Origin of the sequence: Brevundimonas abyssalis TAR-001, assembly GCF_000466985.1 — a bacterium.
In the GTDB taxonomy this organism is placed as follows: domain Bacteria; phylum Pseudomonadota; class Alphaproteobacteria; order Caulobacterales; family Caulobacteraceae; genus Brevundimonas; species Brevundimonas abyssalis.
Genome location: NZ_BATC01000049.1, coordinates 1 through 22,490, shown reverse-complemented (window position 1 = coordinate 22,490; position 22,490 = coordinate 1). Strand labels below are relative to the sequence as shown.

16 protein-coding genes and 3 pseudogenes are annotated in these 22,490 nt (G+C 70.8%); 11 read left to right on the top strand and 8 right to left on the bottom strand.

Translation table 11 applies throughout. The features are described from left to right. The first annotated feature begins 41 nt into the window (after positions 1 to 41). From MBEBAB_RS18705 to MBEBAB_RS11275, 4 genes and pseudogenes are all read left to right on the top strand, one after another. On the top strand, positions 42 to 1,109 hold the full coding sequence (locus tag MBEBAB_RS18705; protein WP_373852928.1) for a UvrD-helicase domain-containing protein: 1,068 nt from the start codon (positions 42 to 44) through the stop codon (positions 1,107 to 1,109). After that, positions 1,034 to 3,493 (top strand): double-strand break repair helicase AddA, encoded by a 2,460-nt coding sequence (gene addA, locus MBEBAB_RS11285; protein WP_373852927.1) that lies wholly within the window; start codon positions 1,034 to 1,036, stop codon positions 3,491 to 3,493. Before MBEBAB_RS18705 ends, addA begins: the two co-directional genes overlap by 76 nt. 77 nt (positions 3,494 to 3,570) lie before the next feature. Further along, positions 3,571 to 3,909, top strand: a complete 339-nt coding sequence (gene trxA / locus MBEBAB_RS11280) for a thioredoxin (protein ID WP_021698130.1) — start codon at positions 3,571 to 3,573, stop codon at positions 3,907 to 3,909. A gap of 40 nt (positions 3,910 to 3,949) precedes the next feature. After that, positions 3,950 to 4,953 (top strand): annotated as a pseudogene (locus tag MBEBAB_RS11275) (adenosine kinase). On the opposite strand, the gene glk reads toward MBEBAB_RS11275, so the two are convergent. From glk to MBEBAB_RS11245, 7 genes and pseudogenes are all read right to left on the bottom strand, one after another. Continuing rightward, positions 4,950 to 5,939 (bottom strand): glucokinase, encoded by a 990-nt coding sequence (gene glk / locus MBEBAB_RS11270; RefSeq protein ID WP_021698128.1) that lies wholly within the window; start codon positions 5,937 to 5,939, stop codon positions 4,950 to 4,952. The pseudogene MBEBAB_RS11275 and the gene glk sit on opposite strands and share 4 nt — an antisense overlap. Next, entirely contained in the window at positions 5,939 to 7,828 is a 1,890-nt protein-coding gene (gene edd / locus MBEBAB_RS11265; RefSeq protein WP_021698127.1) for a phosphogluconate dehydratase, read from the bottom strand. The genes glk and edd overlap by 1 nt, the downstream gene beginning before the upstream one ends. A gap of 4 nt (positions 7,829 to 7,832) precedes the next feature. Beyond that, positions 7,833 to 8,537: a 6-phosphogluconolactonase gene (pgl, locus tag MBEBAB_RS11260; protein ID WP_021698126.1), complete on the bottom strand. Its 705-nt coding sequence runs from the start codon at positions 8,535 to 8,537 to the stop codon at positions 7,833 to 7,835. Continuing rightward, positions 8,530 to 9,980 (bottom strand): annotated as a pseudogene (gene zwf / locus MBEBAB_RS11255) (glucose-6-phosphate dehydrogenase). Before zwf ends, pgl begins: the two are co-directional and overlap by 8 nt. A gap of 150 nt (positions 9,981 to 10,130) precedes the next feature. Beyond that, positions 10,131 to 11,720 (bottom strand): TonB-dependent receptor, encoded by a 1,590-nt coding sequence (locus MBEBAB_RS11250; protein ID WP_306302026.1) that lies wholly within the window; start codon positions 11,718 to 11,720, stop codon positions 10,131 to 10,133. A gap of 14 nt (positions 11,721 to 11,734) precedes the next feature. Beyond that, positions 11,735 to 11,998 carry a TonB-dependent receptor gene (locus MBEBAB_RS18430; protein WP_021698123.1) on the bottom strand — a complete coding sequence of 88 codons (264 nt, stop codon included), beginning with the start codon at positions 11,996 to 11,998 and terminating at the stop codon, positions 11,735 to 11,737. Next, complete coding sequence (locus MBEBAB_RS11245; protein ID WP_021698122.1) at positions 11,983 to 13,608, bottom strand: Mur ligase family protein; 1,626 nt, start codon at positions 13,606 to 13,608, stop codon at positions 11,983 to 11,985. The genes MBEBAB_RS18430 and MBEBAB_RS11245 overlap by 16 nt, the downstream gene beginning before the upstream one ends. A 77-nt stretch (positions 13,609 to 13,685) precedes the next feature. On the opposite strand from MBEBAB_RS11245, the gene MBEBAB_RS11240 reads away from it, so the two are divergent. The 7 genes and pseudogenes from MBEBAB_RS11240 to MBEBAB_RS11210 all read left to right on the top strand — a co-directional run bounded on the left by MBEBAB_RS11240 (position 13,686) and on the right by MBEBAB_RS11210 (position 21,662). Further along, positions 13,686 to 14,537, top strand: coding sequence for an LD-carboxypeptidase (locus tag MBEBAB_RS11240; RefSeq protein WP_021698121.1), 852 nt, complete (start codon positions 13,686 to 13,688; stop codon positions 14,535 to 14,537). 51 nt (positions 14,538 to 14,588) lie between these two features. Continuing rightward, positions 14,589 to 15,641 (top strand): LacI family DNA-binding transcriptional regulator, encoded by a 1,053-nt coding sequence (locus tag MBEBAB_RS11235; protein ID WP_021698120.1) that lies wholly within the window; start codon positions 14,589 to 14,591, stop codon positions 15,639 to 15,641. A 118-nt stretch (positions 15,642 to 15,759) separates the two neighbouring features. Beyond that, positions 15,760 to 16,923 carry a fumarylacetoacetate hydrolase family protein gene (locus MBEBAB_RS11230; RefSeq protein ID WP_021698119.1) on the top strand — a complete coding sequence of 388 codons (1,164 nt, stop codon included), beginning with the start codon at positions 15,760 to 15,762 and terminating at the stop codon, positions 16,921 to 16,923. After that, complete coding sequence (gene xylB, locus MBEBAB_RS11225; protein WP_021698118.1) at positions 16,920 to 17,678, top strand: D-xylose 1-dehydrogenase; 759 nt, start codon at positions 16,920 to 16,922, stop codon at positions 17,676 to 17,678. Before MBEBAB_RS11230 ends, xylB begins: the two co-directional genes overlap by 4 nt. Before the next feature lie 49 nt (positions 17,679 to 17,727). Continuing rightward, a complete protein-coding gene (locus MBEBAB_RS11220) occupies positions 17,728 to 19,236 on the top strand; it encodes a sugar porter family MFS transporter (protein WP_021698117.1) in 1,509 nt (502 codons plus the stop codon). Between the two features lie 121 nt (positions 19,237 to 19,357). Continuing rightward, positions 19,358 to 20,799 (top strand): annotated as a pseudogene (locus MBEBAB_RS11215) (aldehyde dehydrogenase family protein). Between the two features lie 2 nt (positions 20,800 to 20,801). Beyond that, positions 20,802 to 21,662: an SMP-30/gluconolactonase/LRE family protein gene (locus MBEBAB_RS11210; RefSeq protein ID WP_021698115.1), complete on the top strand. Its 861-nt coding sequence runs from the start codon at positions 20,802 to 20,804 to the stop codon at positions 21,660 to 21,662. Between the two features lie 5 nt (positions 21,663 to 21,667). On the opposite strand, the gene MBEBAB_RS11205 is transcribed toward MBEBAB_RS11210, so the two are convergent. Further along, the coding region (locus tag MBEBAB_RS11205) for an IlvD/Edd family dehydratase (RefSeq protein WP_045319242.1) at positions 21,668 to 22,490 on the bottom strand (823 nt) is incomplete at its 5' end.

The following is a 22,490-nucleotide window of genomic DNA, read 5'->3' as shown; positions in this document are numbered from 1 at the left end:
GGTCCCCCTCCCCCATACGCTTCGCTTTGGGGGAGGATTAGATGCGCTCCCCCCAGGCCATCGCCGCTGATCCGGCGGTCAACGCCTTCGTCATGGCCAACGCGGGTTCGGGCAAGACCACGACCCTGGTCAACCGGGTGGCGCGGCTGCTGCTGGCCGGGTCGGCGCCGGGCGCGATCCTGTGCCTGACCTTCACCAAGGCGGCGGCGGCGGAGATGCAGCGGCGGCTGTACGAGCGGCTGGGCGACTGGGCGGTGGCGGGGGACGCGCGGCTGCGCGACCAGCTGGCGGCGCTGGAAGAGCGCGCGGCCGACAGTTTCGACGCCCATGACCTGTCCCGGGCCCGCGCCCTGTTCGCCCGGGCGCTGGAAACGCCGGGCGGGCTGAAGATCCAGACCATCCACGCCTTCTGCGAGCAGCTGCTGCGGCGCTTTCCGGTGGAGGCGGAGGTGTCGCCCCTGTTCCGGGTCATCGACGAGGCGGAGGCCGCCGACATCCGCCGTCGGGCGCGCGACCGGGTGGCGCTGGCCGACGACATTCCGGGGCTGGCGACCGCCTATCTGCACATGGCGGGCAAGCTGTCCCAGCCCGACTTCGAGGCCATGTTCGACCGCTTCGAGGCGAAGCGGGCGGAGCTGACCGACTATGTGGCCCAGGACGGCGGCGCGGCGACCCTGCAGGACCGGGTGGCGGCCTCGGTGGGGCTGGACGCATGGATCGAGCCGGAGGCGGCGGAGCGGGCGGCGGTGACGGCGCCGGGCTTCGACGCAGCGGCCTGGCTGAACGCGGCGGCGGCCTGCGCCCGGGGCGGCGAGAAGGGCGACCAGCCCATGGGGCTGAAGCTCCAGGCCGTGGCCGAGGCGGTGCTGAACGGCGACGCGCCGGTGGATGCGGTGCGGGAAATCTTCTTCACCGGCGCGGGCGAGCCCCGCAAGCGACTGGGGACCAAGGCGGTGGACCCCGCGACCCTGGACTGGCTGGCGCGCGAACAGGCGCGGCTGGTCGAGATCTTCGAGCGGCGCGGGCGGCGCGGGTGGCGCTGGATACGGTCTCGGCGCTGGTGCTGGCCTACGCCTATGGCCGGGCCTATGAGGCGGCCAAGGCTGTGACCGGGGCGCTGGACTTCGCCGACCTGATCCAGCGGGCGCGCCATCTGCTCACTGACGGGCCGGGCGCGGCCTGGGTGCTCTACAAGCTGGACGGCGGCGTCGACCACGTGCTCGTGGACGAGGCCCAGGACACCTCGCCCGAGCAGTGGACCATCGTGCGGGCCCTGACCGCCGAGTTCTTCACCGGGGCCGGTTCGCACGACGGGGCCGCGCGCACCGTCTTCGTGGTGGGAGACGAAAAGCAGTCGATCTTCTCGTTCCAGGGCGCCGCGCCCGAGCGGCTGGCGGCCGAGGCCCAGGACTATGACCGGGCCATTACCGGGGTGGGCGGGGTGTTCCAGGGCGTGGAGCTGCTGCAGTCGTGGCGCTCCACCGCCGAGGTGCTGGCCGCCGTGGACGCGGTGTTTGCCGAGCCGGACCTGGCCCGCGCGCTCAGCCCCGGCCGGGGCGAGTCGGGGGAGGGCGCCGCGGCCCTGATCCGGCACCAGGCCGCCCGCGCCGACGGGCTGGCGGGGACGATCGACCTGTGGCCGCCGCTGCAGGACGAGACCGACGAGGAGCGCCGCGCCTGGGACGAGCCGCTGGACGCCTCCACCGCGCGGGGCGCCCGCCGTCGCGTGGCCGAGCGCATCGCCGACGAGATCAAGGCCTCGGTGGAGGCCGGGCACGCGGTGCACGACAAGAAGGCCGGGCTGCGCCCCATGGACTGGGGCGATGTGCTCATTCTGGTGCGTAAGCGCGGGCCCATGTTCGAGGAGGTGCTGCGGGCGCTCAAACAGCGGGGCGTGCCGGTGGCGGGGGCGGACCGCCTGACCCTGTCGGCCCATCCGGTGTTTCAGGACTTGCTGGCGCTGGGCCGGGTGGCCCTGCATCCCGCCGACGATCTGACCCTGGCCGGGGTGCTGCGCTCGCCCCTGTGCGACCTGTCGGAAGAGGCCCTGTTCGATCTGGCCCACGGCCGTGAGGGTTCGCTGTGGCGCGTGCTGAACGGGCGGGCTGAACTTGATCCGGCGCTGGCGGCGGCGCGGGATCTGATCGCCGATTTCCGCGATGCGGCGCGCAGCCTGACGCCGTTCGACCTGTACGGGCGCTTGCTGAACCGGCTGGACGGGCGGTGCCTGAGCGTGCGCCAGCGGTTCCTGACCCGGCTGGGGTCCGAGGCGGCGGACGCCATGGACGCCTTCCTCGATCAGGCCCGCGCGGCGGAGGGGCGCGGTCCGGCGGATCTGGAGCGGTTCTGCCACCTGCTGGCGTCGCTGGACCAGACCATCAAGCGCGAGATGGACGAGCCGCGCGGCGAGGTGCGGGTGATGACGGCGCACTCGTCCAAGGGGCTGGAGGCGCCGGTGGTGATCCTGCCCGACGTGATCTTCGAGGAGCCCCGTGGCGACGCCCTGCTGGAGACGGACGCCGGCGCCTTCCTGTGGTGCGGCTCGTCCGGCGAGGACTGCGCCGCCTCGCAGACGGCGCGGGACGCGCGCAAGCGGCGGGGCGAGGAGGAGTCGCTGCGGCTGCTGTACGTGGGCCTGACGCGGGCGCGGGACCGGCTGATCGTCACGGGACGCTACGCCTCCAACCGCAAGCTGGAGAACCTGAAGGCTTGGTGGGCGCCCATTCTGGCCGCGTTCGAGCGGCTGGAGGGGGTGCGCGAGGTTGAGACGGCCACGGGCGCGGCCCGGCGGTACGGGGCCGACCCGGTGGCCATGGCCCGGAGCGCTGCGCCGGCGATCACCGCCGCCCCGCCGCCCGCCTGGCTGACCACTGCGCCGCGCGCCGAGGCGTCGGAGCGTCGCATGGCCCCGGGCCGGATGGAGGACGCCGCGCGCACGCCGGCGCCGTCGCCCCTGTCGCGGGTCGGCGGGGGGCTGGGCCGCTGGCGGCGCGGGGAGCTGATCCACCGGCTGCTGGAGCGGCTGCCCGACGTGGCGCCCGAGCGGCGGGATGCGGCGGCCGTGACGCTGCTGGCGCGCGAGCCGGATCTGGACGACGCGCAGAAGGCCGAGATGGCGGCGGCGGCGCTGGGGGTGCTGGACGACGCGCGTTTCGCCGAGGTGTTCGGCCCGGCCTCGCGGGCGGAGGTGGCGCTGTCGGGATCGGCGCCGGAGCTGCCCCCGGGGGTGGTGGTGTCGGCGCGGCTCGACCGGCTGGTTGTGACGCCCGAGCGGGTGCTGGTGATCGACTTCAAGACCAACCGCCCGGCGCCGGACCGCATCGAGGAGGCGGACCCGGCCTATGTGCGCCAGCTGGCGGTCTATTGGGCGGTGCTGCGGCGGCTGTATCCTGACCGGACGGTTGAGGCCGCGCTGGTGTGGACCGACGGGCCGCGCCTGACGCCGGTTCCGGAAAGCCTGATGCGGCAGGCGCTGGGCGAGGCCCGTGGTTGACCCGGGGCTCCGGCGTCCCCACATCGTGACCCGCGCCGGAATCGCCTTAAACTGACCGGCCGCTCAGGAGATTGTTCATGCCCACCCTCAAGGTCACCGACGACAGCTTCGAAGCCGACGTCCTGAAAGCGTCCAAGCCCGTGCTGGTCGATTTCTGGGCGGAATGGTGCGGTCCGTGCAAGCAGATCGGCCCGGCGCTGGAGCAGATCGCCGACGACTACGCCGAGCAGCTGACCGTGGCCAAGATCAACATCGAGGACAGCCCCATGACCCCGTCCAAACTGGGCGTGAAGGGCATTCCGACCCTGATGCTGTTCAAGGACGGCCACATGGCCTCCATGAAGGTCGGCGCCATGCCCAAGCAGAAGATCATGGAATGGCTCGTCGAGGCCGGAGCCGCGAAGCCGGCGGAATAAGCGGCTGGAAACGGTCGGCCCGCCCCGCTAAGGAGCGGGCATGACCCTTCCCCCCATCCGATACGACGTCTGCGCCGTGGGCAACGCCATTGTGGACGTGCTCGCCCCGTGCAGCCCCGAATTCCTGTCCGCGCGCGGGCTCCAGCCCGGCTCCATGCAACTGGTGGACGAGACCCAGAGCGCCGCCCTGTACGACGACATGGCCGCGGGCGTGGAGGCGTCGGGCGGTTCGGCGGGCAACACCGTGGCGGGCGTCGGCTCCTACGGCGGGCGGGCGGCCTATATCGGCAAGGTGTCCGAGGACACCCTGGGCGACGTCTTCGCCCATGACATCCGTGCCGCGGGCGTGGCCTTCGACACCCCGCGTCTGGGCGAGGGGCCGTCCACGGGCCGCTGCCTGATCAACGTCACCGACGACGGCCAGCGCACCATGTGCACCTTCCTGGGCGCGGCCAACCAGCTGACCGCAGACGACATCGACCCGGAGATGATCGGCGAGAGCGCCATCGTCTATCTGGAAGGCTATCTGTTCGACCCGGCGCCCGCCCGCGCCGCCTTCGAGCGCGCCGCCGACATCGCCCACCGGGCCGGGCGCAAGGTGGCCATCACCCTGTCGGACACCTTCGTGGCGGCCCGCTGGCGCGCGGAGCTGCTGGCGTTCATCGAACAGTCCGCTGACATCGTGCTGGCCAATGAGGCCGAACTGGGCGCGCTGTACGAGACCGAGGACTTCGACGCCGCCTGCAGCCGGCTGGCGGCGATGGTCGAGGTGGCCGCCGTGACGCGCGGGGCCCAGGCTCGGTGGTGATCAAGGGCGACCAACGGGTGGCGGTCGACGCCTTCCCCGTGGACAAGGTGGTCGACACCACCGGCGCCGGGGACCAGTACGCGGCGGGCTTCCTGCTGGGGCTGGCGCGAGGCCTGTCGCTGGAGGAGTGCGGCAGGCTGGGCTCTCTGGCCGCCGCCGAAGTCATCGCCCACTGGGGCCCGCGTCCCATGACCAGCCTGGCCGATCTGGCCAAGGCCCGGGGCCTGAAGCTCTAGCGCTCGGCGAACGCCACCCGGGCGGCCCCCAGCAGGGCGGCGTGCTTGTGGGTGATCACCCAGGTCGGAATGTCGGCCATATAGTCCTGGAACCGGCCCTTGCGCTCGAACCGTTCGCGGAAGGGGCTGGCCTTCAGGAAGGGCAGGATGCGCGGGGCGATGCCGCCCGCGATATAGACCCCGCCGCGCGAGCCCATGGTCAGGGCGATGTCCCCGGCCGCCGCGCCCAGAATGGCGCAGAAGCGGGCCAGGGTCGCGCCGCAGACGCTGTTCGGGTTCTCCAGCGCCGAGCGCGTGATCTCGGCCGGATCGTCGATGTGGCTCTCGCGCCCGTCGATCTCGGCCAGGGCCCGGTGCATGTTCAGCAGGCCCGGCCCGCAGATCAGCCGCTCGATGGAGACCCGCTCATAGCGGCGGCGCAGGATGCGCAGGATTTCGTCCTCGACGGCGTCGCCCGGGGCGAAACAGGCGTGGCCGCCCTCGGACGGCAGGGCCATTTCATTGCCGTGGGTGTCGCGCGCCAGCCCGGCCACGCCGAAGCCGGTGCCGGGGCCCAGCACCGCGATGGCCGAATGGGCGTCGCCTTGCGCGGGACCGCCCAGGCTTTCCAGACAGTCGTCCGGCACGATGGGCGCGCCCCAGGCGAGGGCCTCGAAATCATTGATCAGGCGGATGGGGTCCAGACCCAGGGTCGCCAGCTCGGCCTCGGACACCTGCCAGGGCGAGTTGGTCAGGTCGATGGCGCCGTCGGTGACCGGCCCGGCCACCGCGATGATCCCGCCCGTGGGCTTGACCTCGCAGCCGTCGATGAAGGCCCGCACGCCCTCCAGAAAGGTGGGATAGTCGGCGCCGAGGAAGCTTTCGTGATGCTCCAGCACCGGGCGCCCGTCGGTCCAGCGGGCGATGGCGAAGCGGGCGTTGGTGCCGCCCACGTCCCCCACCAGCAGGGTGCGGTCATCGGTGCGGGTCGGACTGGACGGGATCATCAGGCGTCCACCGTGCGGTCAACCAGATTGGGGTCCTGCGGGGTATCGTCGCGCGCGGGTCCGCCTGTGGCGAAGTCGAAACAGACCGAGGCGCCGTCCTCGGCCGCGCCCACCACATGGCGGAACGCCGCGAACAGCTCGCGGCCATAGCCCCAGGCCGAGCCCTCGGCATAGGCCTGCGGGCGCGGGGCCATCGGGCGATCCTCGAAGCCGTCGGCTCCGACCACGGTCAGGACCCCGTTCTCGGCGTCCAGCCGGATGACGTCGCCGTCGCACACCTTCGCCAGGGCGCCGCCGTCCAGCGCCTCGGGGCTCAGGTGGATGGCGGCGGGGGTCTTGCCCGAGGCGCCGGACATGCGGCCGTCGGTGACCAGCGCTACCTTGAACCCGCGATCCTGAATCACCGACAGGGCCGGGGACAGGCTGTGCAGCTCCGGCATGCCGTTGGCCTTGGGTCCCTGAAAGCGCAGCACCACGATCACGTCGCGGTCCAGCTGTCCGGCCTTGAACGCCTCCAGCACGTCTTCCTGACTGTCGAACACGGCGGCGGGGGCCTCGACGATCCGGTTCTCCGGCTTGACCGCCGAGACCTTGATCACCGCCCGGCCCAGCGCGCCCTTGACCAGCCGCAGGCCGCCGTCCTTCTGGAACGGGTCCGAGGCGGGGCGCAGGATCTCGGGATCCAGCGTCTCGGTCACCCCGTCCTTCCAGACCAGCACGCCGTCCTCCAGCATGGGCTCCTGAAAATAGGCCTCGATGCCCCGGCCCATGATGGTGGTCACATCGCTGTGCAGATAGCCGGCCCGGGCCAGTTCGCGGGTGACGAAGGCCACCCCGCCGGCCGCCTGGAACGCGTTCACGTCGGCCGAGCCGTTGGGATAGACCCGCGCCAGCAGGGGCGTGACCGACGACAGCTCGTCCATGTCGGTCCAGTTGATCAGCACGCCCGCCGCGCGCGCCATGGCCACCAGATGGATGGCGTGGTTGGTGGAGCCGCCGGTGGCCAGCAGGGCCACGATCATGTTGACGACGGACTTCTCGTCGATGACGTCGGCCATGCGGCTCTGGCCTTCGCGGGCCAACTCGACCGCCCGTTTCGCCGCCGCCGCCGTCAGGGCGTCGCGCAGGCCCGTCTCCGGGTGCACGAAGGCGGTCGACGGCAGGTGCAGGCCGCCCACCTCCATCATCATCTGGTTGGAATTGGCCGTGCCGTAGAAGGTGCAGGTGCCCGGCGAATGGTAGCTGCCGATCTCGCTTTCCAGCAGGGTCTGGCGCTCCACCTTGCCCTGGGCATAGAGGGCGCGGACGCGGGCCTTCTCGGCGTTGGGGATGCCCGACGGCATGGGCCCGGCGGGGGCGAAGACCACGGGCAGGTGGCCGAACGCCAGGGCGCCCATGAACAGGCCCGGCACGATCTTGTCGCAGACGCCCAGGCACAGGGCCGCGTCGAAGGCGTCGTGGGTCAGGGCCACGCCGGTGGACATGGCGATGACGTCGCGGCTGAACAGGGACAGCTCCATGCCCGGGCGTCCCTGGGTGACGCCGTCGCACATGGCCGGGACCCCGCCCGCCACCTGGGCCGTGGCGTTGGCCGCGCGCGCGGCCTCGCGCACGATGTCGGGGAACCGCTCGAACGGCTGGTGGGCCGACAGCATGTCGTTGTAGGCGGTGACGATCCCCACATTGGGCTGGCTGCCCGACATGGCGTTCAGCTTGTCCTTGACCGGGGCGCCGGCGAAGGCGTGGGCCCAGTTGGCGCAGGACAGCTTGGCCCGGCCGGGCGTGTTGCCGGCGGCCCAGTCCATGCGGCGCAGATAGTCCGCGCGGGTCTCGCGGCTGCGTTCGATGATCCGCTGTGTGACGGCGGCGGTGACGGGATTGAGGGGCATCAGCTTACTCTGTCCAGAGGACCTCGAGAGGGGCGCCGCTCGCGATCAGGGCGGCGATGGGCTGGACGGCGGGATCGCCCGCCGCCTCGGCCTCGAAGACCGCGCGCTTCTTCGCGCCGGTCAGGGCCAGCACCACGCGGCGGGCGCGGGCCAGATAAGGGATGTTCAGGCTGATCCGCTCCTGCGGAGGGGCCATGCCGTCGCGGCCGGGCGGCACGCCGAAGACGGCGGGCTCCAGCGCCGTGGTCAGCAGGGTCTTCAGGGTCGGACTGCCCGGAAACATGGAGCAGATATGCCCATCCTCGCCCATGCCCAGCAGCACGGCGTCCAGCGGCCCCTCGGCCTGCAGCGCGCGGGCGGCCAGGGCGGCGGCGCGGTCCACGGTCACAGCGGCATGGTGCAGGGGGATGAAGCGCGCGGCGGCGGCCGGGCCGGTCAGCAGGGTCTCGCGCATCAGCCGGGCGTTGGAGTCCGGCGAGCTTTCCGGCACGTGGCGTTCGTCCACCAGGGTGACGGCGACCTTCGACCAGTCCAGATCGGCCTGGGCCAGACGGCGATAGATGGGCGAGGGCGTCGACCCGCCCGCGCCCGCGAACAGGGCCTTGTCGCCTTCGCCCAGCGCAGCGGACAGGGCGTCCGACAGACGTCCGGCGCAGGCGTCGGCCCAGCCGTCCTTGTCCGGGAATATCTCGATCCGGATATCACTCATTCCACGCCCGTCCGTTACGGCTCATCAGATCGAAGGCGCCCGACGGCCCCCAGGTTCCCGCCTCATAGGCTCGGGCTTCATCTCGGCGGCGCGCCAGGCGGCCGAGACCCCGTCGACCCACTCCCACGCCTTCTCCGCCTCGTCCCGGCGCACGAACAGGGTGGAGTCGCCGTTCAGGGCGTCCAGCAACAGGCGCTCATAGGCGATGCGGCGGCGCGGCGGGCGGCCGCTCTTGCCCTCCATGCCCCAGGACAGGGACATGCGGATGGGCTGCAGCCGCATCTTCGCGTCCAGTCCCGGCGCCTTGTTCATCACCGACAGGGACACGTCCTCGTCGGGCTGCAGGGCGATGACCATGCGGTTGGCCACGATGTCGCCGCGCCCGTCGCCGTCGAAGATGGAGTGGGGCACCGGCTTGAACTGGATGACGATCTCGGTGCGCTTGTCGGGCATGCGCTTGCCGGTGCGCATGAAGAACGGCACCCCGGCCCAGCGCCAGTTGTCGATGTCGGCGCGCAGGGCGACGAAGGTGTCGGTGTCCGACGCCTGGCCGCGCTCCTGCTCGTAACCCTTGACCGGCTGGTTCTCGACGCTTCCGGGCGTGTACTGGCCGCGCACAGTGACCTTCTTCGCGGCCGCCTTGGTGATGGGGCGCAGGGACCGCAGCACCTTGACCTTCTCGTTGCGCACCGAGTCCGGGTCCATGTCCGAGGGCGGCTCCATGGCCACCAGACACAGCAGCTGCAGCATGTGGTTCTGCAGCATGTCGCGCAGGGCGCCGTACTCGTCATAGTACGGCCAGCGGTCGCCCACGCCCGTGGTCTCGCCCACGGTGATCTGCACGTGGTCGATGGACAGGTTGTTCCACAGGGGCTCGAAGATCACGTTGGCGAAGCGCAGCGCCATCAGGTTCTGGACCGTCTCCTTGCCCAGATAGTGATCGATGCGGAACACCCGGTCCTCTGTGAAGGCGGCGGCCACCGCCTGGTCGATCTCGCGGAAGGTCTTCAGGTCGCGGCCGACGGGCTTCTCCAGCACGATGCGGGTCATGGCCCCGGTCATGCCGATGGCCTTCAGCGCATTGACGATGGGCGCGTACAGCGACGGCGACACGGCCAGGAAATAGGTGAGGTCCTCGGTCCCGGCCCTGTCCCTGAGCGCAGTCAGGCTGTCGGGATCGGTGGCGTCCATGGCCAGATAGTCGATCCGCTTCGACAGCCGGTCGAAGGCCTTGGCGCTCCACTGGCCGTCGGCCTCGGCGCGGGGCTGGACCCACTCGCGCACGCTGGCCAGATAGGCGTCGCGGCTGTCCTCGCTGCGCGCGGCGGCGATGACCGTCAGCCCCTCGGGCAGCAGGTCGTCGTGCTCCAGAAAGTACAGCGACGGCAGCAGCATGCGCAGCGCCAGATCGCCGCCTCCGCCGAACAGAACGAGCGTCGGCATTCGCGCCTCACCTTCACCAGTTGCGTGGATGGACCCGTCTTGGGGGATTTCCACGCCCGCGCCAACCGGACCAATCGGCTTTGAAACATCAGTTTATGCGCTGACACCGGTTTCCGTGAGCCCGCAGCGCAAGATTTCGCTCAATCTGGATCAGTAGGTGAGCCGCAGCCCCGCACGCACGGTGCGCGGGGGGCCATAGCCGGGCACGCCGTCGCCGGTGCGGGCGACCTCCACATCCTCGTCGAACAGGTTGTCGGCGGCCAGATAGAGGACGGTGCGTGTGTTGGCCCGCCACTCCGCCCGGGCGTCCAGAACCAGGGCCGGGTCCAGTTCGCGGCTGTTCAGATCATCGTCGAACCGGCGGCTCTCGTAGCGGGCGCGGGCCGACAGACCCAGGCGGTCGGACGCACGCCAGTCGATCCCGGCGGTGGCGCTCCAGATGGGCGCCTGGGCGGGACGCAGCCCGGTCAGCTGGGGCGCGTCGGTCCCGCCGTCCATGCGGGCGTCGGTGGCCGACAGGGCGCCGGACAGGGTCACGGTCTCCAGCCGCCAGCGGGCCTCCACCTCGACGCCCGTGGCCTCCACGGTCCCGGCGTTGCGGCGCTGGCGCAGCACACCGCCCGCGGGCACGAAGCCCGCCACGGGGAAGACGCCGGGTCCCTCGCCGATGGTGACGTTGACGATGGCGTCCTCGATCTCGTTGTGGAACACCGTGGCCGTCAGATCGACCGCGCCGCCGCTCCACGCCAGACCCGCCTCGACGCCGCGCAGCACCTCGGGCTCCAGCTCGGGATTGGCTTCGGTGATGTCGTTGCCGACGCGGAAGGGCCGGTGCAGCTCGTTCAGGGTCGGGGGCCGGAAGCCGGTGTAGGCCGCCGCCCGCGCCGCCCAGCCGCCGCCCAGATCCCGCCGTGCGGCCAGACGGGCGCTGACCACCTCGCCGTCGCGGTCGGGCGAGCGCTGGTCCAGCAGCACCACATCCGTCGCCGTGTTGGTCTCCAGCCGGCGGCCGTTCTCGTTGCTCCATCGGTCGGCGCGCAGCCCCCCGGCGACCAGCCAGGGTCCGCCGGTCCAGGAGCCCTCGGCATAGGCCCCGGCGATCAGGGTCTCGCCGCCCGCGATGCGCTGGCGGTTGAACGCGTTCACCTCGCGCACCTCGCCCTCGGTGCTGCGGACGTCGGCGCCCACCTCCCACTCCAGCGATCCGCCCCAGCGCTCGGCGGCGCGGCGCAGGGCGAAATTGGCGCCCAGCCCGGTGGCCGGGGTGGCGTACTGATTGTTGGCCAGCGACGCGCTCGACCGGTCGTCGGCCACCGACACGAAGGTGTTGCTGAGATCGCTGTCGTGACGCCACATCTGCGCCCGCCAGCCGAGGCGGTCGGCGGTGGGCTGGCGCGCCGCCGTCAGGCTGTAGATCTGGCCGCTGGATTCCGCCCGCGCCCCCTCCAGCCCGGCGCCGCGCTCGTCCTCCCAGGCCCCGAAGCGGGCCGAGACGGCGATGTCGTCCGTGGCCGCCCAGTCGGCGCGCAGGGCCCCGCCCAGGCTCTCCAGATCCGTCGGCGTGTCCGCCGCGCCCCGCTCCGGGCCGCGCACGGGCACATAGCCGTCGCTGTGTTCGTACAGCCCCGAGGCGGTCAGGGTCAGCCGGCCGAACCCACGCGATCCCGACCCGGACAGGCGCGCGCCGCCGCGTTCGGCGACCGAGGCGTCCAGCACGGCCCCGGACTCGCGCTCGCGCATCACGATCACCCCGGTCAGGCCCCGGCGCCGTAGGGGCCCGCGCCGGACCCGCGCACGATGTCCAGACTGTCGAGGGACTCCGGCGCGATCTGCGACCAGATCACCCAGCCGCCGAACGGGTCGTTCAGCGGCACGCCGTCCATGGTCACCAGGGTCCGGCCCGCGCCGGACGGGGCGATGGACCGCAGGGATATGCCTTGCGTCGTCGGATTGGCCGACAGGCTGGACGTGCGGCGGAACAGCGACACGGCGGGCACGCCGGTCAGGGCCTCGTCCACCCGCTGGCTGGCCTCCAGGTCGTCCTGATCCAGCCGGATGACCGCAAAGGCGGCGTCGCCCGCGGCGGGGGGCAGGCGGGCGGCGGTGACGACGATCTCGTCAACGGTGCCGGGCGGGGCGGGCGGGACGTCGGCTTGAAAAATGACGGGCTCCGTCGGGAAGGCTGGATGTGAGGGTGACCTGTCGAACAGATGGAACGGACGAGCGTTCCCTCAGTCCCGGCGTCGAGGCGCTTCAGCAGGTCGGCGGCGAACTCGGACAGGGTGTCGTCCCGGGCGCCCATGATCAGGATGCGGTCCCCGGGACGGGCCATCCGGATCAGGCGCTCGCCGCAGGCCGCGCGGTCGGGCAGGGCCTCCGCATGACGGCCCGCCGCCGCGATGCCGGTCGCGATGTCGCCCGAGCCGACGCTGCGATCGGTGGTGCCGCCGTAATAGACCGGCTCGGGCATCAGCAGCACGTCGTCGGGGCTCATCAGCCGCGCGAAGACGTCGATGAACTCGGCCTTCATCAGCTTCAAAGGGCCGAAGCCGTGGGGCTGGAACAGGATCAGCAGGCGGCCGGGAAAGGCGTGCAGGGTGTTCAGGGTGGCGGTGATCTTGTCCGGGTTGTGGGCGAAGTCGTCGATCACGGTGACCCCGCCCGCCTGACCGGCCACCTCCAGACGACGGCGGATGCCCGAGAAATCCTTCAGCGCCGCCACCGCGTCGGCGACCGGCACGCCCAGCGCCTTGACCGCGCCGACGGCCGCCAGCGCATTGGCCGCATTGTGGGCGCCCGGCACGCGCAGCTCGGCGTCATGGGCCGCGCCGTCTTTCTCGATCAGCCGGAAGGTCATGCCGCCGGCGGTGGGCGCCAGATCCACGGCGCGCAGGTCGGCCCCCGGATGGTCCAGCGCGAAGGTGATTGTCGCCGACGCCTGTTTCGCCACGGCGGGCGTTTCGGCGTCGTCCAGGTTCAGCACCGCCGTCGCCGCCCGGCCCGCGAAGCCGCCGAACAGGGCGCGCAGCTCGTCCATGGACTTGTGATCCAGCGAGACATTGGAGATCACAGCCACGGTGGGTTCATAGCGGGCGATGGAGCCGTCGGACTCATCCACCTCGCTGACGAACAGGTCCGGCCCGCCGATCAGGGCGCTGGCGAAGGGCTGGTCGGGCTGGACGAAATTCTTCATCACCGCGCCGTTCATGACGGTGGGCGCGCGCCCGGCACGGTGCAGGATCCAGGCGATCATGCCGGTGATGGTGGACTTGCCGCTGGTGCCCGCCACGCCGACGCTGGTCCCGGCGCCGTTGAACAGCTCCGACAGCAGCTGGGGCCGGGTCAGGATGCGTGCGCCTGCGGCCTTCGCGGCGCGGATGTCGGGCACCGTGTCCTCCACCGCCCCGGTGGCCACCACCACCTGACCGGCGCGCACGCCCGATCCGTCCTGGGGATGCAGGGTGAAGCCGTGGCCGCGCAGCCAGTCGAACTTCTCCGGCGTCCGGCCTTGATCCAGCGCCCGGTCGGAGCCTTCCACAGCGGCCCCGCGCGCCTTCATGATCAGGGCAAGCGGCAGCATGCCCGAGCCGCCGACGCCGCAGAAGAAATAGGACTGGTCTTGATTCATGCGCCGCGAACCCCGAAGGCTTGAAGCGCCTGACTAGCACGGCGCGCCCGCAGCGCCAGAGGATTGCGCGACAGAACATGGCCACCCCGAACAAGCCCTTCCGCATCGGCGTCGTGGCCGCCAGCTCGCGCTTCGAGCGGGAGACCGCCGTGCTGGCGCAGGAGATGGTGCGCGCGCTGCATCCCGACGGCTCGGTCGAACTGAAGTTCCACCCCGCGTCCTTCGGCAAGCACGGCCATTTCGCGGGCGACGACGCCGGCCGGGCCAGGGCTGTTCTGGAGATCGCCAACGACCCGACCCATGACGCGGTCTGGTTCGCCCGAGGCGGCTATGGATCCTGCCGCATCGCCGAGGCGGTGATGGCCGGGGTCAACGATGCGGCGCGCAAAAAGACATACATGGGCTACTCCGACGCCGGATCGATTCTGGCGGGGCTGTACCGGCTGGGGTTCGAGCAGGTGTTCCACGGGCCGATGGTGCAGGACCTGCGCCGGTCTGACGGCAAGATCGCCTTCGCCCGCGCCCTCGACTGGCTGGTGCGGCGGGACAAGGCGGCGCTGGAGCCCGCCGTCCTGACCGGCGGCGCGCCCACGGCGGCGTTCAACATCACCATCCTCAGCCAGCTGCTGGGCACGGCGCTGGAGCCGGACCTGACCGGCCATGTGCTGATGCTGGAGGAGGTGGGCGAGGCCGACTACCGCACCGACCGCGCCATGTTCCACATCACCGGCCAGCCCGCGATCCGCCGCGTGGCGGGCATCCGCCTGGGCCGGGTCAGCGACGTCACCCCCAACGACCCCGACTTCGGCCTGACCTCGGAGCAGATCGTGCGCTACTGGTGCGACCGCTCGGGCATTCCTTATCTTGGCCGCGCCGACATCGGGCATGATTCCGCCAACCGCATCGTGCCCTTCGGACCGTTGACCTGAGCCCTTCCAGGGTCGATCAGGGGAGATCGCAATTTGAAGGGGCGAGCAGGCTTGGCCGACTCCCGCAAGGACAGAAAGGGCGCCGTCACCATCCATGACGTGGCGCGCCGCGCCGGGGTTTCGCCCATGACCGTGTCGCGGGTCATGAACGAGGCGCCCGGGGTCAAGGACGCCACCCGCAAGACGGTGCAGGACGCGGTGGAGGCCCTGGGCTATGCGCCCAACGCGGCGGCGCGCAGCCTGGCGCGTCAGGGCGGCGGACGCATCGGCCTGCTCTACTCCAACCCGTCCGCCGGCTATCTCAGCGAGTTCCTGGTGGGGGCCCTGGACGGCGCCCAGAAGACCGGCGCCCTGCTGCTGATCGAGAAGTGCGACCCCAATCCGGAGAGCGAGCGCGCCGCGGTGGGCCGCCTGATCGCGGGCGGCGCCTCCGGCGTGATCCTGCCGCCGCCCCACGGCGAATCCTACGCCGCCCTGTCGGAGCTCAAGGACGGAGAGGTGGCCGTGGTGGCTGTGGCCGCCGGGCGTTTCCGCTCGGACGCCAGCGCCGTGCGCATCGACGACTTCGCCGCCGCCGCCGAGATGACCCGGCACCTGCTGGAGCTGGGCCACCGCCGCATCGGCTTCATCAAGGGCGCCTCCAACCAGACCGCCAGCGCCGAGCGCCTGCTGGGCTTCGAGACCGAGATGCGCGCGGCCGAGCCCGCCGCCACCGCCCTGATCGAGGCGGGCGAGTTCACCTATCGCTCCGGCCTCGAGGCCGCCGAGCGCCTGCTGTCGGCGCGACGGCCCCCGACCGCCATCTTCGCCTCCAACGACGACATGGCCGCCGGTGTCCTGACCGCCGCCCACCGCAAGGGGCTGGACGTGCCGGGCGCGCTGACCGTGGTCGGTTTTGACGACACCTCCATCGCCACCGCCGTCTGGCCGGAGCTGACCACCGTCCGCCAGCCGGTGGCCGAGATGGCCGAGGCCGCCGTGCGCATCCTCAGCGACGACATCCGGGGGCGGGGCCAGGCGCGGAGCGACGCGCCCGTCGACCGGCTGGTGACCCACACCCTGGTCGTGCGCGACTCCTGCGGGCCGGCGCCGACCGCCGACTGACCCCCTGATCGGGCCGCCGCGTGATGGCTCTTGACACCGACGGTCAGCCCTTTGATGTTACCGCTAACAGAAACGACCGCGCCGGTGGGCTCGCCCACCTCACGCGACGGCGGGGGAAATGACCAGTATTGTTGAATGCCTTGCGGCGGATTGGGACGCCGCGACCCTGATCGGACGGATCGAACTGCCCGAAGGCCCGACGCCCGTACGCGTCCGCGAGGGCCGGGTTCAGGACATTTCCGGTTTCGCCCCCACCTGCGCCGACGCGCTCGCCCGCGCCGATGACCTCGCCGCCTTTGAGGGCCGCGATCTCGGCGCCCTGGCCGACATGGAGTTCGCCACCGTCTGGGGCGGGCCGTCGCCCGATGCGGTCAAGCTGCTGTCGCCGGTCGATCTCCAGTGCGTGAAAGCATCGGGCGTGACCTTCGCCGTCTCGGCCGTGGAGCGGGTGATCGAGGAGCGCGCCCGCGGCGACGCCGCCGCCGCCGACGAAATCCGCAAGGCCCTGAAGGACAAGGTGGGCGCCGACCTGTCGGCCGTGAAGCCCGGCTCGGAACAGGCCGCCGCCCTCAAGACCGCCCTGATCGCCGACGGCCTGTGGTCCCAGTATCTGGAGGTCGCCATCGGCCCCGACGCCGAGATCTTCACCAAGGCCCCGATCCTGTCCTCGGTGGGCTGGGGCGACTATGTGGGCGTGCGGTCGGACTCGGCCTGGAACAACCCCGAGCCCGAGGTGGCGGTGGTCTGCGATTCCACCGGCCGCATCCTCGGGGCGACGCTGGGCAATGACGTCAACCTGCGCGACATCGAGGGCCGCTCGGCCCTGCTGCTGGGCAAGGCCAAGGACAACAACGCCTCTGCGGCGCTGGGACCGTTCATCCGCCTGTTCGACGACGGCTTCACCCTCGACGACCTGCGTCAGGCCACCATTTCTCTGGAGGTGGTCGGCGACGACGGCTTCGTCATGAAGGGCGAAAGCTCCATGAGCCTGATCAGCCGTGATCCGGTGGAGCTGGTGGGCCAGACCATCGGCAGGCACCACCAGTATCCCGACGGCCTGATCCTCTATCTGGGCACCATGTTCGCCCCTATCGAGGATCGCGATGCGCCCGGCGGCGGCTTCACCCACAAGCCGGGCGACCGGGTGCGGGTGTCCTCGCCCCGTCTGGGCGTTCTCGACAACAAGGTGACCACCAGCGACCAGGCCCCGCCCTGGACCCTGGGGGTCTCCGGACTGATGCGTAATCTGGCCTCCCGCGGCCTGCTTGGAGGCGCGCGATGAGCGAAGCGATCTATCCCTCTCTCAAGGACCGGCTGGTGGTCATCACCGGCGGCGGCTCGGGCATCGGCGAGGGTCTGACCGAGGCCTACGTCCGGCAGGGCGCGCGGGTGGTGTTTCTGGACATCGCCGAGGCGCCGTCCCGGGCGCTGGAGGCGCGTCTGGCCCATCAGTCTCCCGCGCCGGTGTTCCGGCCCTGCGACCTGACCGACCTGGACGCGCTCAAGGCCTGTTTCGCGCGCATCGAAGCCGAACACGGCGAAGTGGACGTGCTCATCAACAACGCCGCCAACGATGATCGTCACCGGGCCGACGCCGTCACGCCCGCCTACTGGGACGAGCGCATGGCGGTGAACCTGCGCCACCAGTTCTTCGCCGCCCAGGCGGTGGCCCCGGCCATGCGTCGACGCGGCAAGGGCGTGATCCTGAACCTGGGCTCCATCTCCTGGCATCTGGGGATGCCGGACCTGTCGCTGTATGAGACCGCCAAGGCGGCCATCGAGGGCATGACCCGCGCCCTGGCCCGCGAATGGGGCCCGGACGGGGTGCGCGTGGCCTGCATCGTGCCGGGCAATGTGAAGACCGAGCGCCAGATGAAGTGGTACTCGCCCGAGGGCGAGGCCGAGATCGTGGCGGCTCAATGCCTGACGCTGAGAATCGAACCCAGGGACATCGCCGCCATGGCCCTGTTCCTGTCGTCTGATGACGCCCGCGCGATCACCGGGCATGAGTATTTCGTGGACGCAGGCTGGAGATAGCCAGGCGTCTCAACCGGGGTCGGGAGAACCCCATCGGGAGGACTGAGGCATGACGGATGTAAATCAGGCGGGGGCGCCGCCTTCCGCCGAACTCGAGCGAACGAACATGGGGCTGGTCATCCTCACCGTGCTGGTGGCGACGATCGGCGGCTTCCTGTTCGGCTACGACAGCGGCGTCATCAACGGCACCGTGGAGGGCCTGCGCCAGGCCTTCAATTCCGAAGAGGTGGGCACCGGGTTCAACGTGGCCTCCATGCTGCTGGGCTGCGCCATCGGCGCCGCCTTCGCGGGCCGCGCCGCCGACGTCTGGGGCCGCCGCACCATGATGATCGTGGCGGCGGTGCTGTTCATCGTCAGCGCCTGGGGTTCGGGCATCGCGGGCACCTCCACCGAGTTCGTGATCTACCGCATCCTCGGCGGTCTGGCCGTGGGCGCCGCCAGCGTCATGGCGCCCGCCTACATCTCCGAGATCGCCCCCGCCCACATGCGCGGCCGCCTGACGACGATCCAGCAGATCGCCATCATCTCGGGCCTGTTCTTCTCGTTCCTGGCCAACTACCTGCTGGCCAATACGGCGGGCGGATCGACCACGGAATTCTGGCTGGGCTTCACCACCTGGCGCTGGATGTTCTGGGTGGAGCTGATCCCCGCGGTGATCTTCTTCTTCGCCCTGTTCCTGATCCCCGAAAGCCCGCGCTTCCTGGTCATCAAGGGCAAGCACGAAAAGGCCACCGAGGTGCTGGGCCGCCTGTTCGGGCCGAAGGCCGCCGGCCTCAAGGTGGCCGAGATCCAGCAGTCCCTGACGGCGGATCACAAGCCCCGCCTTTCGGACCTGATCGACCGCAACAAGGGCGGCATCCGCATGATCGTCTGGGCCGGCATCGGCCTGGCGGTGTTCCAGCAGCTGGTGGGCATCAACATCGTCTTCTACTACGGCGCGGTGCTGTGGCAGTCGGTGGGGCTGAGCGAAAACGACGCCCTGATGATCAATGTGCTGTCCGGCGCCCTGTCCATCGCGGCGGTGGTTCTGGGCCTGCTGGTGATCGACAGGCTGGGCCGCAAGCCCATGCTGCTGGTCGGCTCGGTGGGCATGGCCATCACCCTGGGGCTGGTGGCCTACGCCTTCTCCACCGGGACCTTCATGGCCTCGGGCACGGTGCTGGAAGCCGGCACGGTGCTGAACAACGGCACGGTCTATGACGCCCAGACCACCCTCTCATCCAGCTTCCTCGACCTCACGCCCCAGATGGGGCTGCTGGCGCTGGTGGCGGCCAATATCTATGTGATGTTCTTCAACTTCAGCTGGGGTCCGGTCATGTGGGTCATGCTGGGCGAGATGTTCCCGAACCAGATCCGCGGCTCCGGCCTGGCGGTTTCGGGCTTCGCCCAGTGGATCGCCAACTTCGGCATCACCATGAGCTTCCCGATCATGGCCGCCGGCATCGGCCTGACGCTGACCTACGGCTTCTACGCCCTCAGCGCCCTGGTCTCGGTGTTCTTCGTCCTGGCCCTGGTCCACGAGACCCGCGGCAAGGAACTGGAGCAGATGACCGGCTGAGCCGCCGGTTATCGACACGAACGGGCGGGGCCGAACGAATTCGTCGTTCGGCCCTCGCCTGATTTTGGAATGTACTGAAGGCCCGCGACCTCCCCGGCGCGGGCCACAAAGGAGACACGCCATGTCCGACACCCTCGAACTCTCCCACTGGATCAACGGCGAGAAGGTTTCGACGGACCGGCCGTCCGAGAGCCTGAACCCGTCCGACACCCGCGACGTGGTGGCCCGCGTCCCCGACGGCGGCGACGCCGAGGTCAATGCGGCGGTGGACGCCGCGCGCGCGCCTTCGGCGGCTGGGCCGACGCCTCGCCCGAGGTGCGCTCGGACGTGCTGGACAAGGCGTCCAACATCCTGATGGAGCGCCGCGAGGAAGTGGGCCGTCTGCTGTCGCGCGAAGAGGGCAAGACCCTCGCCGAGGGCATCGGCGAAACGGCGCGCGCCGCCCGCATCCTGAAATTCTTCGGCGGCGAGGCCCTGCGTCTGCACGGACAGAACCTGATGTCGACGCGGCCGGGCGTGGAGGTCCAGACCTACCGCCAGGCGGTGGGCGTCTACGGCCTGATCACGCCCTGGAACTTCCCCATCGCCATCCCGGCCTGGAAGATGGCCCCGGCTCTCGCGTTCGGGAACACGGTGGTGATCAAGCCCGCCGGCCAGACCCCCGCCACGGCCGAGGCGCTGGTGGCCATCCTCCATGAGGCGGGCCTGCCCAGGGGCGTGGTCAACATGATCATCGGCCGGGGCCGCGTGGGTCAGGCCATCGTGGACCACACGGGCGTGGACGCCATCAGCTTCACCGGCTCGCAGGGCGTCGGCGCGGGCGTGGCCCTGGGCGCGGTCAAGCGTCAGGCCCGGGTGCAGCTGGAGATGGGCGGCAAGAACCCGCTGGTGGTCATGGACGATGCAGACCTGGACCGGGCGGTGCAGATCGCCCTGGACGGCTCCTTCTTCGCCACCGGCCAGCGCTGCACCGCCTCCTCGCGCCTGATCGTGCAGGACGGCATCCACGACAAGTTCGTCGCGGCCCTGGCGGAGAAGGTGAAGGCCCTGCGCGTGGGCGACGCCCTGGACCCGGAAACCCAGATGGGTCCCGCCGTCTCGGAGGACCAGATGGAGACCTCCTACCGCTACATCCAAGTGGCCAGGGGCGACGGCGGCCGCGTCGTCACCGGCGGCGACCGCATGCAGCTGGAAAAGCCCGGCTGGTACGTGCAGCCGACCCTGATCGCCGACACGGCGACGGACATGCGCATCAATCAGGAGGAGGTGTTCGGCCCCGTCGCCTCCACCATTCGGGTGAAGTCCTACGAGGAGGCCCTCGAGGTCGCCAACGGCGTGGAGTTCGGCCTGTCCGCCGGCATCGTCACCACCAGCCTGAAGCACGCCCGCGACTTCCAGCGGAATGCGCGCGCCGGCATGGTGATGGTCAATCTGCCCACCGCTGGGGTGGACTATCACGTGCCCTTCGGCGGCTCGAAGAAGTCCAGCTACGGCCCGCGCGAGCAGGGCTTCGCGGCGGTGGAGTTCTTCACCCAGACCAAGACCGCCTACTCCTGGAGCTGACGGTGTCGGCGCCCGAACTGATCTGGGACCTCAGGGCCGAGCTGGCCGAGGGGCCGGTGTGGGATGCGGACCGGCGCTGCGTCTGGTTCGTGGACATCAAGGGCCGGACCCTGAACCGCTACGGCGTCGATGACGCTGGCAAGCAGAGCTGGTCCGCGCCGGACCAGATCGGCTTCGCCCTGCCGGCCGAGGACGGGTCGCTGATCTGCGGCGTGCGCGGCGGCCTGTACCGGTTCGACGTGGCGACGGGCGCGTTCTCCCTGCTCCAGACCGTGGAGCAGGACCGGCCCCGGAACCGCCTGAACGACGGCTTCGTGGCCCCGGACGGATCCCTGTGGTTCGGCTCCATGGACGATTCCGAACAGCAGAAGACCGGCGCCCTGTATCGCTGGGCGGCGGGTGCGCTGACGCTCATGGACGACGGTTACGGCGTCAGCAACGGCCCGGCCCTGAGCCCGGACGGGACCGTGCTCTATCATCACGACACCCTCGACAAGGCCGTCTACGCCTTCGACCACGCCGACGGCGCCATCGCCAACAAGCGCCTGTTCGCCACGACCGTTGACGGTTACGCCGACGGCCCGTCGGTGGACTCGGCGGGCGTGCTGCACGTGGGCCTGTTCGGCGGCTGGGGCGTGGGCCGCTGGGCGCCCGACGGCGGCTATCTGGGCAAGATCGACTTCCCGGTCTCGGCGGTGACCAAGGCCACGTTCGGCGATGACGACCTGAAGACGCTCTACTGCACCACCGCCTGGCTGGGGCAGGACGACGAGACCCGCGCCGCCCAGCCCGCGGCAGGCGGTCTGTTCCGCCTCCGCGTGGACACCCCCGGCCTGCCCCAGAACCGGATCCGCCTGGGCTGACCGCCCTAGTGATTATCCCTTGGCGCGGGCGCGATGGTGTCGACGATGCGGTGGTATTTGACGCTGTTCTCGAGGGTGGCGCCGGTCTCGAGCTGGCCGGTGAGGCCGCGCTGGATCTCCTGCCAGGGGGTCTGGGAGGCGGGATAGGCATAGCCGCCGGCGGCCTCCAGCGCGGCCTTGCGCGCGGCGATCTCGGCGTCGGGGACCATCAGGGTGACGGTGGAGGTGTTCAGGTCCACCCGGATGCGGTCGCCGGTCTTCAGCACCGCAATGGTCCCGCCCGCCGCCGCTTCCGGCGAGGCGTGCAGGATCGAGGGGCTGCCCGAGGTGCCCGACTGGCGCCCGTCGCCGATGCAGGGCAGGGCGGTGACGCCCGCTTTGATCAGGTGGGCGGGCGGACGCATGTTGACCACCTCGGCGGCGCCGGGATGGCCGATGGGCCCCGAGCCGCGCATCACCAGCACCGAGCGTTCGGTGATGCCCTCGGCCGGGTCGTCGATGCGGTGGTGGTAGTCCTCGGGCCCGTCGAACACGACGGCGGTTCCCTCGAAGGCCTCGGGGTCGTTCGGATCGGAGAGATAGCGCTCGCGGAACTGGGGGGAGATGACGCTGGTCTTCATCACCGCCGAGTCGAACAGATTGCCCGATAGCACCACGAAGCCGGCCTCGGCCATGAGCGGGTCCTCGAAGGGCCGGATCACGTCCGGCAGGACGATCTGCGCGCCCCGGCAGTTCTCGCCGAGGGTCTTGCCGTTCACGGTGGGCGCGTCCTCACGGATCAGCCCCTGACCCATCAGCTGATTGACCACCGCGGGCACCCCGCCGGCC